Annotated in this window: 9 protein-coding genes; 8 read left to right on the top strand and 1 reads right to left on the bottom strand. The window is 63.8% G+C overall.

Translation table 11 applies throughout. The features are described from left to right. Window positions 1-16 precede the first annotated feature (16 nt). Entirely contained in the window at window positions 17-1,717 is a 1,701-nt protein-coding gene (locus tag BC360_RS06470) for a long-chain fatty acid--CoA ligase (protein WP_065794648.1), read from the bottom strand. Window positions 1,718-2,059: 342 nt separating this feature from the next. Between BC360_RS06470 and BC360_RS06465 the strand changes: the two genes are divergently transcribed. From BC360_RS06465 to BC360_RS06425, 8 genes are all read left to right on the top strand, one after another. Continuing rightward, window positions 2,060-3,283 (top strand): MFS transporter, encoded by a 1,224-nt coding sequence (locus BC360_RS06465; protein ID WP_053248808.1) that lies wholly within the window; start codon window positions 2,060-2,062, stop codon window positions 3,281-3,283. A 279-nt stretch (window positions 3,284-3,562) separates the two neighbouring features. Then, on the top strand, window positions 3,563-4,723 hold the full coding sequence (locus BC360_RS06460) for an AI-2E family transporter (RefSeq protein WP_065781432.1): 1,161 nt from the start codon (window positions 3,563-3,565) through the stop codon (window positions 4,721-4,723). A 333-nt stretch (window positions 4,724-5,056) separates the two neighbouring features. Beyond that, entirely contained in the window at window positions 5,057-5,143 is an 87-nt protein-coding gene (gene kdpF / locus BC360_RS33100; RefSeq protein WP_065794647.1) for a K(+)-transporting ATPase subunit F, read from the top strand. Between the two features lie 31 nt (window positions 5,144-5,174). Further along, window positions 5,175-6,884: a potassium-transporting ATPase subunit KdpA gene (gene kdpA / locus BC360_RS06445; protein WP_065781400.1), complete on the top strand. Its 1,710-nt coding sequence runs from the start codon at window positions 5,175-5,177 to the stop codon at window positions 6,882-6,884. Between the two features lie 11 nt (window positions 6,885-6,895). Then, on the top strand, window positions 6,896-9,022 hold the full coding sequence (gene kdpB, locus BC360_RS06440; protein WP_065794646.1) for a potassium-transporting ATPase subunit KdpB: 2,127 nt from the start codon (window positions 6,896-6,898) through the stop codon (window positions 9,020-9,022). A gap of 2 nt (window positions 9,023-9,024) precedes the next feature. Then, window positions 9,025-9,594 (top strand): potassium-transporting ATPase subunit KdpC, encoded by a 570-nt coding sequence (gene kdpC, locus BC360_RS06435; RefSeq protein ID WP_065794645.1) that lies wholly within the window; start codon window positions 9,025-9,027, stop codon window positions 9,592-9,594. A gap of 33 nt (window positions 9,595-9,627) precedes the next feature. After that, window positions 9,628-12,324 carry a sensor histidine kinase gene (locus tag BC360_RS06430; RefSeq protein ID WP_065781397.1) on the top strand — a complete coding sequence of 899 codons (2,697 nt, stop codon included), beginning with the start codon at window positions 9,628-9,630 and terminating at the stop codon, window positions 12,322-12,324. Continuing rightward, a complete protein-coding gene (locus BC360_RS06425; RefSeq protein ID WP_053248801.1) occupies window positions 12,321-13,013 on the top strand; it encodes a response regulator in 693 nt (230 codons plus the stop codon). The genes BC360_RS06430 and BC360_RS06425 overlap by 4 nt, the downstream gene beginning before the upstream one ends. Window positions 13,014-13,034 lie beyond the last annotated feature (21 nt).

The following is a 13,034-nucleotide window of genomic DNA, read 5'->3' as shown; positions in this document are numbered from 1 at the left end:
TAAGTTGAGGCGGCCCTTAGCCCCGGAGGTCCTTGCGCAGGATCTTGCCGACATTGGTTTTCGGCAATTCGGTGCGGAACTCGACGAAGCGCGGCCGCTTGTAGTTGGTGAGATTGGCCGCACAATGCCGCTTGACGTCCTCTTCGGTCAGATCGGGATCCTTGCGAACGACGAACAGCTTGACTGCTTCGCCCGAATGTTCGTCGGGAACGCCGATCGCCGCGCATTCGAGAATGCCGGGATGGGTCATCGCCACTTCCTCGACCTCGTTCGGGAAGACGTTGAAGCCCGAAACGAGGATCATGTCCTTCTTGCGGTCGACGATCTTGACGAGGCCGGCCGGGTTTATGAAGCCGATATCGCCGGAGCGGAAGAAACCGTCGGGCGAAATCGCCTTGGCGGTCTCGTCCGGCCGCTGCCAGTAGCCCGCCATCACCTGCGGCCCGCGAATGCAGATTTCGCCGACTTCGCCGATCGGCAGGGTCTTGCCCTGGTCGTCGCGAATCTCGACCTCGGTCGAGGGGATCGGCAAGCCGATCGTGCCGGTAAACTCGGTGGAGTCGAGAAGGTTGGCGGTGGCGACCGGCGAGGTCTCGGAAAGGCCGTAGCCTTCGGCGATCGGGCATCCCGTCATCTTGTGCCAGCGTTCGGCAACCGGTCTTTGGATGGCCATGCCGCCGCCGAAGGTGAGCATCAGCGACGAGAAGTCGAGCTTCTGGAATTCGGCGTTGTTCATCAGCGCATTGAACAGCGTGTTGAGGCCCGGGAAGATGTTGGTCTTGTACTTGCCGAGTTCCTTGACGAAGCCGGGGATGTCGCGCGGATTGGGGATCAGGATGTTATTGCCACCGGTGGCAAGGCCCATCAGCGAGTTCACCGTCAGCGCGAAGATATGGTAGAGCGGCAGCGCGCACATGAAGACGAGATTGTCGGGGCGCGGCCGCGAGCGGAACGCAGTGTCGAACCAGATTTCCATCTGCGCCATGTTCGACAAGAGGTTGGAATGGGTGAGCGTCGCGCCCTTGGAAACGCCCGTGGTGCCACCGGTGTATTGCAGGAAAGCGACGTCGCTCGGTGCGACGTTGGGCTTGGTCAGCTTCAGGCGGCCGCCTTCGGCGAGCACGGACTTGAAGGAATGGTGACCGGGGATCGACCAGGCGGGCACGAGCTTCTTGACCCGGCGCACGACCAGATTGACGATCGCGCCCTTGAGGCCGAGCATGTCGCCCATCGTTGCGACCACCACATGCTTGATGCTGGTCTTGGCGGCCACCTGCTGGACCGTATGGGCGAAATTCTCAAGCACGAAGATTGCCCTGGCGCCAGAGTCCACGAGCTGGTGCTCCAGTTCGCGCGGCGTGTAGAGCGGGTTGACGTTGACGACCGTGAAGCCTGCCCTGAGGATGCCGTACACGATCACCGGGTTCTGCAGGATGTTCGGCATCATCACCGCGACGCGGTCGCCCTTCGACAACCCGCGTGCCTGCAGCCAGGCGCCTATCTTGGCGGATTCGGCATTGAGTTCGGAGAAGGTCAGCGATTTGCCCATGCAGGTAAAGGCGAAGCGGCGCGAGTAGCGCGCGACGGCATGGTCGAAAAAATCGCCGATCGATTTGTAGGGCAGCGGGCCGATCTCGGCGGGAATGCCCGGCGGATAGGATTTCAGCCAGATCTTCTCCGGGCTGGTACCTGTTGGTTGCGTGTTGAGTTCCGCCATGACCTCTCTCCCTCTGGTCGCCACAGGCTGGCCTTGCTTGCGGCCAAAGAAGTAACCCTCCCGGTCTTCTCTTGCCGATGAAGATGATGCTTTTGCGACACCTCTTCAAGCCGAGATTCGGGATTATATAACTTTGACGTAAACGTCAACTCAGCTAACGGTTAACCGGCCTGGTTTGCTCGCGCCCGAAAAAGTATGATGAGTGCCGCAAACCCTTTGCCAGCCGGGCCTAAAGCCTGTATTGCATTGCAGCATATCCCCCATCGGATACCGTCCGATACCCGTTATCAGCACCCACAGATTTATTCCGCTTCTCGGAGCGGACGACACAGGTCATTGCTCATGTGTGACGAAGCCTATTCTTCTGCCGTCGATCCGCGCCGAAGCCGCATCTCCGTTGCCGAAGTTGCGCTCGCCGTTGGCGGGTTCGGGATCGGTACGGGCGAATTCGCCATCATGGGGTTGCTGCCGCAGGTGGCCGACGATGTCGGCGTTTCGGTGCCGAAGGCCGGTGCGGTGATCAGCGCCTATGCGCTCGGCGTTGTCGTCGGCGCACCGTTGATCGCGGTGCTTGCGGCGCGGTTTTCGCGCTTTCGCGTGCTTCTGGTGCTGATGCTGTTGTTTGCGATCGGCAATTTCGCAAGCGCCATCGCCCCGGATTTCTACACGCTGGTTGCGGCGCGCTTCTTTGCCGGCCTTCCGCACGGTGCCTATTTCGGCGTGGCGGCACTCGTGGCTGCCGGGCTGGCTGCACCCAACCAGCGGGCGCGTGCCGTCGGGCGCGTGATGATGGGCCTGACGATCGCGACCCTGTTCGGAACGCCGCTTGTTGCCTGGTTCGGTCAGGCGCTCGGCTGGCGTTCGGCCTTCGCCATCGTCGGCGGCATCAGCCTTTTGACCATTGCGCTCACCTGGTCCTACGTGCCGCGCGACAGGGGCAATCCGCAGGCGACGCCGCTGCGCGAGCTTGGCGCCCTGGGCAAGCTGCAGGTGTGGCTGATGCTCGGCATCTGCGCCATCGGCTGCGGCGGCATGTTTGCCGTTTTCAGCTACATCGCCCCGGCATTGACGGAGGTCGCGGGCGTTTCCGTCGCCAATGTGCCGATCATGCTGTCGGTGTTCGGCGCTGGCATGATCCTCGGCAACATCGTCGGTTCGCGGCTTGCCGACTGGGCGCTGCTGCCGGCGATCGGTATCGCGCTCGCCTTCAACATCTTTGCCTATGTGCTGTTCTATTTCACCATGGGCAATCCGTGGATCGCCATCGTCAACGTCCTGTTCATCGGCGGCGGCTTTGCCGTCGTGCCGGGGGTGCAGACCCGGCTGATGGATGTTTCGGGCGAAGCGCAGACGCTTGCCGCCGCACTCAGCCATTCCGCCTTCAACCTTGCCAATGCCCTCGGCGCCTGGCTTGGCGGCTGGTCCATTGCATCAGGCTATGGCTGGACCTCGACCGGCCTTGTCGGCGCCGTCATGGGTGTTGCCGGCTTCGGCATCTTCCTGGCGTCGGTTTTCGTCGATCGCGCCGAGACGACGAGGCGGGCCGCGATACGTGCGGCAGAATGACTGCTGCGATCAAATAAGGCCCGAGAGCTTGCGCGCCGCTAAATTTTTCTGTCATGTCCCGCCGCTAGCCTCAGCTGCGGCCCTGAAACTACCGTAAACCGGGGTCATTGCGGCGCTACTCATGATTTTGCCCTTAGATCGGGATCGATTTAAGGGCAAGATCATGCATCAGATCGTGGTACAGCGACCTTTGCGCGTCTTTGCAGTAGATGCGCGGCGCTGTACAGGCTGGCAAGACCCCTGGTTTGTTGTAAGGTCGTCTGAGACGGAGGAATGTTGGTGCAACTGGGCAATCGCGAACGAGAAAACCTTCCCGCAGAGCCGCGGCTCTTCGGGTATGCGGCGACGTCGCGCTCGGCTCTGGTTGGTCCGATCACTGCGGCGCGCTGGATGCTCGTCTTCGTGCTTCTGGCCGGCGTCTATTTCTTCCACGGCTTCCTTGTCCCTGTTCTGGCCGCCGTCGTCATCGGTTTTGCCAGCTGGCCCATCTATCGCCGCCTGCTTGCGGCCGTCGACGGTAACCGCACGCTGGCGGCAACCATTGCCATCATCTGCGTCATCGCCTTCATCGTCGTTCCGATCTCGGTCGCTGCGGTCTATGCGGTCGACGAAGTGCGCGACTGGCTGGTCTGGGCGGTCGAGACCAATGCCAACGGTGCGGGCGTGCCCGCCTGGCTGACGACGATCCCGATCGCCGGCGCCTGGCTCGGCGCGCAGTGGGTGAAATATGTCGGCCATCCCGGCGCGCTCGGCGAACTGGTGCAACTCGTCAGCGGCTCCAACATCGGCAATATCTATCGCGGCGTTCTGGTCATCGGCGCTTCGGCGTTTCATGCCTTCCTGACGCTGCTTTTTATGCTGATCACGCTGTTCTTCGTCTACCGCGACGGGCAGTCTTTCTCCAAGCAACTCGACCATCTCGGCGAGCGCATCTTCCCGATGCGCTGGGAACGGCTGTCGCGCGTGGTGCCAATGACGATCAGCTCGACGGTGACCGGGATGGGCATCATCGCCATCGGCGAGGGCATCGTGCTCGGCGTTGCCTATTGGCTGGCTGGCGTTCCGTCGCCGGTCACGCTCGGCATCATCACCGGCCTGATGGCGCTGATCCCCGGTGGTGCGCCGCTCTGCTTCACGCTGGTTTCGGTCTATCTGGTTGCCAGCGGCTCGCCGGTTCACGGCATCGCGCTGTTTACCTGGGGCACGACCGAACTCTTCATCGTCGACAAGACGCTGCGTCCGCGCCTCGTCGGCGGGCCAATCAAGCTGCCATTCCTGCCGACCTTTTTCGGCCTGGTCGGCGGCGTCAAGACCATGGGCTTTCTCGGCCTGTTCGTCGGCCCGGTGCTGATGGCACTGCTCGTCGCCATCTGGCGCGAATGGATGCGCGAAGTGACCAACGAAGAGACACCGACGATAAGCCCGATCATCAAGGGCTAAAGCATTTCCAGAAAAAGTGCGAAGCGGTTTTTCGTCAGGAAACGCGTAAAAACAAAGAGATAGAGCGTTTCTGCGCCTCCGCTTAAACCGGAAACGCTCTGACGCCGCCAATGCGTTAGCTGCCTTTCGGCAGCTGCGGCGTCCTTATCTTTTCCTTATGCGCTCGCAAAACCATCCCAATCGATAATTGACCCGCACAGGGCGCATGATCCGGCTCCAATCCAGTCCTGGAGAATGCACATGTCCGATCTACTTTTTCTTGCCGCCGGCATCGGCGGCCTTGTCGTGTTTGCGCTCTATGCGCACACGCTCAGCCGGCTCTAGGAGGCATCGATGTTCGAAACCTTCGTCGGCCTCGCCGTCGCTTTTGCGCTCGCGGCCTATCTCATCGTGACCCTCGTTCGACCGGAACGGTTCTAGTCGTTCAGCCGTATTTTGCGGAGAATTCCTCATGTCTATTATCGGGTGGCTGCAGATCGGCCTCCTCTTCCTCGCCGTCTTCCTCGCGATCAAGCCGCTTGGCCTCTATATGGCGCGGGTTTTCGCCGGTGATCGCAATTTCCTTTCTCCGGTTCTCGGACCCGTCGAACGCGGGCTCTATCTGGCGGCCGGCGTCGATGCCAGGAAGGAGCAGGGTTGGCTCGCCTATACGCTGTCGATGCTCGCCTTCAGCGCGGCCGGCTTCGCGCTTCTCTATGCCATCCTGCGTTTCCAGGGATCGCTGCCGCTGAACCCGCAAGGCTTTGCCGACGTGCCGGCGGATCTCGCCTTCAACACGGCGGTCAGCTTCCTCACCAACACCAACTGGCAGTCCTATGGCGGCGAGACCACCATGAGCCATTTCAGCCAGATGGCTGGCCTCACGGTGCAGAACTTCGTCTCGGCTGCGACAGGCATTGCCATCGCGCTTGCCGTCACCCGCGCCTTTGCCCGCTCCGGTGCCGCGACGCTCGGCAATTTCTGGGTCGATCTGACCCGTTCGACACTCTACGTGCTGCTGCCGCTCGCGGTCCTCGTCGCACTCGCCTTCGTCGCGATGGGCATGCCGCAGACCTTCCATGCCTCCGTCAGCGCCACCACGCTCGAAGGCGTACAGCAGACGATCGCGCTCGGCCCGGTCGCGAGCCAGGAAGCGATCAAGCAGCTCGGCACCAATGGCGGCGGTTTCTTCAACGCCAACGCGGCGCACCCGTTCGAGAACCCGACAGCGCTCAGCAACTACCTGTCGATCTTCGCGATGCTCTCCATTACCTCTGCGCTCGTCTACACCTTCGGCCAGATGGTCGGTGACCGCCGCCAGGGTTGGGCCTTCATCGCTGCCATGGCGACCCTGCTGATTGCCGGCATCGGTGTCATCTATTGGGCGGAAAGCTATGGCAACCCGATCCTGCATGGGCTCGGCCTCGAGGCGTCCCTCGGCAACATGGAAGGCAAGGAAGTCCGCTTCGGCCAGGCCATGTCGGCGGCCTATGCCGGTGTGACCACCGGTATCTCGACCGGTGCAGTCAACGGCATGCACGGTTCCTTCACCGGCATCGGCGGCCTTGTTCCCATGCTCTTGATCCAGCTTGGCGAAGTGCTGCCCGGCGGCGTCGGCTCCGGCCTTTACGGCATGGTCGTCTTCGCAATCCTCGCCGTCTTCGTCGCCGGCCTGATGGTCGGGCGCACGCCCGAACTGCTTGGCAAGAAGATCGAGGGCCGCGAGATGAAATACGCGATGCTGGCGATCCTCATCCTGCCGGCTTCGATCCTCGGCTTCACCGCGATTTCCGCCGTCATGCCCTCGTCCGTCGCCAGTATCGGCACATCAGGTCCGCACGGCCTGTCGGAGATCCTCTACGCCTATACCTCGGCAACCGGCAACAACGGCTCCGCCTTCGGCGGCCTCTCGGCCAACACGCCCTGGTACAACACCACGCTCGGTTTCGCGATGCTGCTCGGCCGCTTTGCCTATGCGATACCGGTGCTGGCGATTGCCGGCTCGATCGCCGCCAAGACGCGCGTTCCCGCTTCCAAGGGAACCTTCCCGACGCACACGCCGCTCTTCGTCGGCCTGCTCATCGGCATCATCCTCATCCTCGGGGGCTTGCAATATTTCCCGGCCCTTGCGCTTGGTCCCATCGTTGAGCAATTCGCCATGCTCTCGGGCCAGACCTTCTGAAGGAACAAACAATGTCTTCGAAACCCGTCGCCCCGAGCCTTGTCGACCCGGCGATTCTCCTGCCGGCATTCAAGGCCGCATTCACCAAGCTCGACCCGCGCCAGCTTGTTCGCAACCCGGTGATCTTCGTCACCGAGGTGGTGGCAGCCATGGTCACGGTCTTCTTCATTCGCGATCTTGCGACCGGGACCGGCAGTCCGCTGTTTTCGGGGCAGATTGCCGCATGGTTGTGGTTCACGGTGCTGTTTGCCACCTTCGCCGAAGCGGTCGCCGAAGGGCGCGGCAAGGCGCAGGCCGACAGCCTGCGTCGCACCAAGTCCGAACTGACGGCCCGTAAGCTGGTCTCGGCGGAGGGTCGTGAAACGCAGACGATCGCCGCCACTTCGCTGAAGGTCGGTGACCTCGTGCTGGTCGAAGCCGGGGAATTGATCCCCGGCGACGGCGACGTCGTCGAGGGCGTCGCGTCGGTCAACGAAAGCGCGATCACCGGCGAATCCGCACCCGTGATCCGCGAGTCCGGCGGCGACCGCTCCGCCGTCACCGGCGGCACGCAGGTGCTGTCCGACTGGATCAAGGTGCGCATCGGCACGGCGCCCGGCGACACCTTCGTCGACCGCATGATCGCGCTTATCGAAGGTGCGCAGCGCCAGAAGACCCCGAACGAGATCGCGCTGTCGATCCTGCTTTCGGGCCTGACGCTGGTCTTCCTGGTTGCCGTCGTGACGCTTTGGGGTCTTGCCGGCTATTCCGGCACGGTTCTGTCGGTCACGGTTCTTGCAGCACTGCTCGTCACCTTGATTCCGACCACCATCGGCGGTCTGCTGTCGGCAATCGGCATTGCCGGCATGGACCGGCTGGTGCGTTTCAACGTCATCGCGACATCGGGTCGCGCCGTCGAGGCGGCGGGCGACGTCGATACGCTGCTACTCGACAAGACTGGCACGATCACCTTCGGCAACCGCATGGCCGCCAACTTCATGCCGGTTCCCGGCGTGACGGATGCCGAGCTTGCCGATGCCGCGCTGCTGGCAAGCCTTGCCGACGAGACGCCGGAGGGCCGGTCGATTGCCGCACTTGCGACCGGTGAATTCGGTCGTCATGCGCCGGCGGTGTCCCTGCCCGTTTCCGGCAAGCAGACGAGCCGCGAGGTCGTGGCTTTGGCGGTCGGTGGCGGCTCGGTTCAAACAGGAGCTTTGGCAATCGACGCCGTCGTGCCCTTCGCTGCCGAAACGAGACTGTCGGGCGTCGATTTCGGCGGTCGCCGGCTGCGCAAGGGTGCCGTGGATTCGATCCTGAAATTCGCTGGCGTTCGCGACGAAAACGTGCCGGCCGAATTTCGCCGCGCCGTCGACCAGGTCGCGCGCACCGGCGGCACGCCGCTTGCCGTTGCCGACGGCAATCGCCTGCTCGGCGTCATTCACCTCAAGGACGTGGTCAAGCCCGGCATCAAGGAGCGCTTCGCGGCCCTCCGGGCCATGGGTATCCGCACCGTCATGGTGACCGGCGACAACCCGGTCACGGCAGCGGCAATCGCGTCGGAAGCGGGCGTCGACGACTTCCTCGCCGAGGCGACGCCGGAAGACAAGCTCGGCTTTATCCGCAAGGAGCAGCAGGGCGGCCGCCTGATCGCCATGTGCGGCGACGGCACCAATGACGCGCCGGCGCTCGCCCAGGCCGACGTCGGCGTGGCGATGCAGACCGGTACGCAGGCGGCGCGCGAGGCGGCCAACATGGTCGATCTCGATTCCAGCCCGACGAAGCTCATCGAGATCGTCGAGATCGGCAAGCAGCTCTTGATGACGCGCGGCTCGCTGACGACCTTCTCGATCGCCAACGACGTGGCAAAATACTTTGCCATCATCCCGGCGCTGTTCATCACCACCTATCCGGCGCTGGCCGCGCTCAACATCATGGGGCTGTCGTCGCCGCAATCGGCGATCCTGTCGGCGGTCATCTTCAACGCCTTGATCATCGTCGCGCTCATCCCGCTGGCGTTGAAGGGGGTCAAGTATCGCCCGGTCGGCGCCGCCGCGCTCCTGCGCCGCAACCTGCTGGTCTACGGCCTCGGCGGCCTGATCCTGCCCTTTGCCGGCATCAAGCTCGTCGACGTCGTCGTCTCCGCTCTCAATCTGGTGTAATCATGTTGAACCAACTTCGCCCCGCAATCGTCATGGCCCTGCTCTTGACCGCGATCACCGGCCTTGCCTACCCCTTCGCGATCACCGGCGTTGCCCAGGCATTGATGCCCGTGCAAGCCAATGGCAGCCTGATCCGCATCGATGGCACCGTCGTCGGCTCTGATCTGATCGGGCAGAATTTCACCTCCGACAAATATTTCTGGCCGCGGCCCTCCGCGACCGGTCCTGAAGCCTATAACGCTGGTGGTTCGACCGGCTCCAACCTCGGCCCGACCTCGGTCAAGCTGAAGGACCGCGTTGCTGCCGACGTCGAGAAGCTGCGCGCCAGCGGTATAACAGGGGAAATCGCCGCCGACGGCGGCACGGCGTCCGGTTCCGGCCTTGACCCGCATATTTCGCCGGCTTTCGCCCGCGAGCAGGTTTCCCGCGTTGCCAAGGCACGCGGGCTTGCGGAAACGGATGTGGCGACGCTGGTCGAGCAGGCGACCGAAGGTCGTCTGCTGGGGATCATAGGCGAGCTGCGCGTCAATGTGCTAGAACTCAACCTTGCTCTGGATACCCGGAGAAGCTGAGTTTGAAGCCAGAGACACTGCCAGAGACGCTGAATGCCTGAAACCGATCGCGAATCGAAAAGCCGTCCGGACCCGGACGCACTGCTGGCGCTGGCCGGACAGGGGCGAAAAGGAAAGCTGACGGTTTTTCTCGGCGCAGCCCCAGGCGTCGGCAAGACCTATACGATGCTGACGCGCGCGCGTCGGCTGAAGGCCGACGGCGTCGACATCGTCATCGGTCTGGTGGAGACCCACGGGCGCGGCGAGACCGCCGCGCTCATCGAAGGACTGGAGATACTGCCGCGCCGCGATGTGAACCATCGCGGTCGTGTGCTTTCCGAATTCGATCTCGACGCGGCGCTCGCACGCCGCCCGAAGATCATCGTCGTCGACGAGCTGGCGCACAGCAACCCGGAGGACAGCCGCCATCCGAAGCGCTACCAGGATGTCGAGGAGCTGATTGCCGCCGGCATCGACGTCTGGACGGCGCTCAACATCCAGCATCTGGAGAGCCTGTCCGATGTCGTCGCCCAGATCACCGGCGTTGCGGTGCGCGAGCGCGTGCCCGACACGGTTCTCAGCCGTGCCGACGACGTGCTTTTGGTGGACCTGCCGCCGGCGGAACTGATCGAGCGGCTGAACGAAGGCAAGGTCTATCTGCCCGACAGCGCCAAGCGCGCGATCGAGCGCTTCTTCCGCCTGGGCAACCTGACGGCGCTGCGCGAGCTGGCGCTGCGGCGCACGGCCGATCGGGTCGACGACCAGATGGTCGACTATCTCAAGCAGAACGCTATCGAAGGCCCATGGGCGAGCGGCGAACGCCTGCTGGTGTGCATCGGTCCCGATCTGCTGTCGGAAAAGGTCGTGCGCACCGCCAGCCGCCTGGCTTCGGGGCTGAACGCACCCTGGATCGTGGTCTTCATCGAACGGGCCGACCGCGAAAGCGGCGATGGCGAGGGGGCGAGACGGCTCGACGAGACCTTCCGCCTTGCCGAACAGCTCGGCGCCGAGACCCGCCGCATTGTCGGCAACGATTTCGTCGAGGAGATCCTCAAGCTCGCCCGCCGCGAGCATGCGACACAGATCGTCATCGGCACAAGGCGCCAGCCGTTCCCGCTACGGCTGTTCCGGCAATCGCTTCCCGATGCGCTGGCGGAGCGGATCAGCGGCGTCGGCATTCATCTGGTGACCGACAAGGAACAGCCGCGCCCGAAGAGAGGCGTGACCGCCAAGCGGCAAATGCCGGAGGGCTTCGGGCGGGCGCTCGCCATCGCGGCCGCCACGGTGGGGACGGCGACTGCGCTCGGCCTCCTGATCGAGCGCTTCATCATCCTGCCGAATATCTCGCTGCTCTACCTGCTGGCGGTGCTGACGTCGGCGATCTATGCCGGCCACATCGCGGCGATCGCGGCTGCCCTGCTTTCGGTTCTTGCCTACAACTTCTTCTTCATCGATCCGGTCGGCACTTTCACGGTTGCCGAGCCGCACGAAGTCTTCGCGCTGTTCATTTTTCTGGTTGCGGCGGCGCTTGCCGGCAGTCTGGCTTCCCGGGTGCGCGAACAGGCGAAATCCGCTCGGCGCCGCGCGGCGGCAACGCAGGCGCTCTATGATTTCTCCCGCAAGCTTTCGGGAACGGCCAATGTCGACGATGTGCTCTGGGCGGCAGTCACCCAGATGCAGGCGACACTGAAACGCAATACCGCGTTGCTGCTGCCGGAGGAGGGCGATCTGCGCCTGAAGGCGGCCTGGCCGCCGGACACCGAACTCGATGTCACCGATACCATGGCGGCGCGCTGGGCGATGGACAAGAAAGAGGCGGCCGGCAACGGCACTGGCACGCTGCCGAACAGCCCGTTTCATTTCCGACCGCTGACGAGCCCGCACGGCGTCGTTGGCGTCTGCGGCTTCGTGCAGGCCGGCAAGCCGCTGGAGATCAACGAAGAGCGCGCGCTCGCCGCCATCCTCGACCAGACGGCGATCGCCATCGACCGGGCGCGTCTTTCCCGCGAGAGCCTGGATCACGCCGCCAAGCTGGAGGGAGAGCGGTTTCGTGCAGCCCTGCTGTCGTCGATCTCGCATGATCTGCGCACGCCGCTTGCCACCATCACCGGCGCCGTCACCAGCCTGCGCCAGCTGGGCGACCGCATGCCGCCGGAAAGCCGTGACGATCTGCTGCAATCGATCGAGGAGGAGGGCGGTCGGCTGACGCGTTTCGTCGCCAACCTCCTGGACATGACCCGCATCGAGGCGGGAACGGTCAATGCCAAGCGCGATTGGGTGGATGTCGCCGACGCCGTGCGCGCCGCCGTCGATCGGGCGCACAAGTACTTTCCTGCCCGCGAGATCGACACCAGCATCGCGCCCGAACTGCCGCTGATGCGCGGCGACAGCGTGCTTCTCGGCCAGGTGCTCTTCAACCTGCTCGACAATGCCAACAAGTACGGCGGTGACGAGCCGATCAGCATCTATGCGCGAAGGGACGGAAACGACATCGTCCTGTCAGTCACCGATCTCGGCAAGGGGATCGCACCGGGCGACCTCGAACAGGTATTCGAAAAATTCTTCCGCAGGGGCAAGGTGGACGGCCGCACGCCGGGCACCGGTCTCGGGCTGTCGATCGCCAAGGGCTTCGTCGAGGCCATGGGTGGCCGCATCAAGGCCGAAAGCCCGGCTTTGAGGCGTCGCGGCACCCGCATCTCCATGCGTTTTCCTGCCGCCGAAGCTGAAATATCCGAAAAGGACCGTGCATGAGCGTGGAGCGCATCCTCGTTGTCGACGACGAACCCCAGATCCAGCGCTTCCTGCGGCCGGCCTTGAGCGCTGCCGGCTACGATGTGCTGGAGGCGTTGACCGGAACGGACGCGTTGAAGGCGGCGGCGACGACCGCGCCCGACGTGGTGATCCTCGATCTCGGCCTGCCCGACATGGACGGCAAGGATGTGATCGCCAACATCCGCGCCTGGTCGCAGGTGCCGATCATCATCCTGTCGGCGCGCGACCGGGAGAGCGAAAAGATCGCCGCCCTCGATCTCGGCGCCGATGACTACATCGAAAAGCCCTTTGGCATCGGCGAGCTGACGGCGCGCATCCGGGCTGCCCTTCGCCACCGTATCCAGATGGAGGGCGGCCACACCCAGCTTTCGGCCGATGGTGTGGCGATCGATACGATCAAGCGGCTGGTGACACGCGACGGCGAGCCAGTGCGTTTGACGCCGAAGGAATATGACCTTCTGGTCATGCTGGCGCACCATGCCGGGCGCGTCGTCACCCACAAGACGCTGCTGACTTCGGTCTGGGGCGCCGCCCATGGCGAGGATCTTCACTATCTGCGCGTCTTCATCGGCCAGTTGCGCGGCAAGATCGAGCGTGATCCGGCCGACCCGAAGATCATCCGCACGGAGCCGGGCGTCGGCTACCGCTTTGTCGGCGACGACGACTGACGGCCCCGGGCCCTTTCGCTC

This window comes from Ensifer sp. LC163 (assembly GCF_001695855.1).
Lineage (GTDB): Bacteria > Pseudomonadota > Alphaproteobacteria > Rhizobiales > Rhizobiaceae > Ensifer.
The sequence above is the reverse complement of the archived record's forward strand: the minus strand, read 5'-3'. Positions and strand labels throughout refer to the sequence as shown.

Excerpts from the sequence above, each read along its gene's own strand:
- kdpF (WP_065794647.1), top strand. The coding sequence starts at position 5,057 with ATGTTCGAAACCTTCGTCGGCCTCGCCGTCGCTTTTGCGCTCGCGGCC.
- kdpA (WP_065781400.1), top strand. The coding sequence starts at position 5,175 with ATGTCTATTATCGGGTGGCTGCAGATCGGCCTCCTCTTCCTCGCCGTC.
- BC360_RS06470 (WP_065794648.1), bottom strand. The coding sequence starts at position 1,717 with ATGGCGGAACTCAACACGCAACCAACAGGTACCAGCCCGGAGAAGATC.
- BC360_RS06465 (WP_053248808.1), top strand. The coding sequence starts at position 2,060 with ATGTGTGACGAAGCCTATTCTTCTGCCGTCGATCCGCGCCGAAGCCGC.
- kdpB (WP_065794646.1), top strand. The coding sequence starts at position 6,896 with ATGTCTTCGAAACCCGTCGCCCCGAGCCTTGTCGACCCGGCGATTCTC.
- kdpC (WP_065794645.1), top strand. The coding sequence starts at position 9,025 with ATGTTGAACCAACTTCGCCCCGCAATCGTCATGGCCCTGCTCTTGACC.
- BC360_RS06430 (WP_065781397.1), top strand. The coding sequence starts at position 9,628 with ATGCCTGAAACCGATCGCGAATCGAAAAGCCGTCCGGACCCGGACGCA.
- BC360_RS06425 (WP_053248801.1), top strand. The coding sequence starts at position 12,321 with ATGAGCGTGGAGCGCATCCTCGTTGTCGACGACGAACCCCAGATCCAG.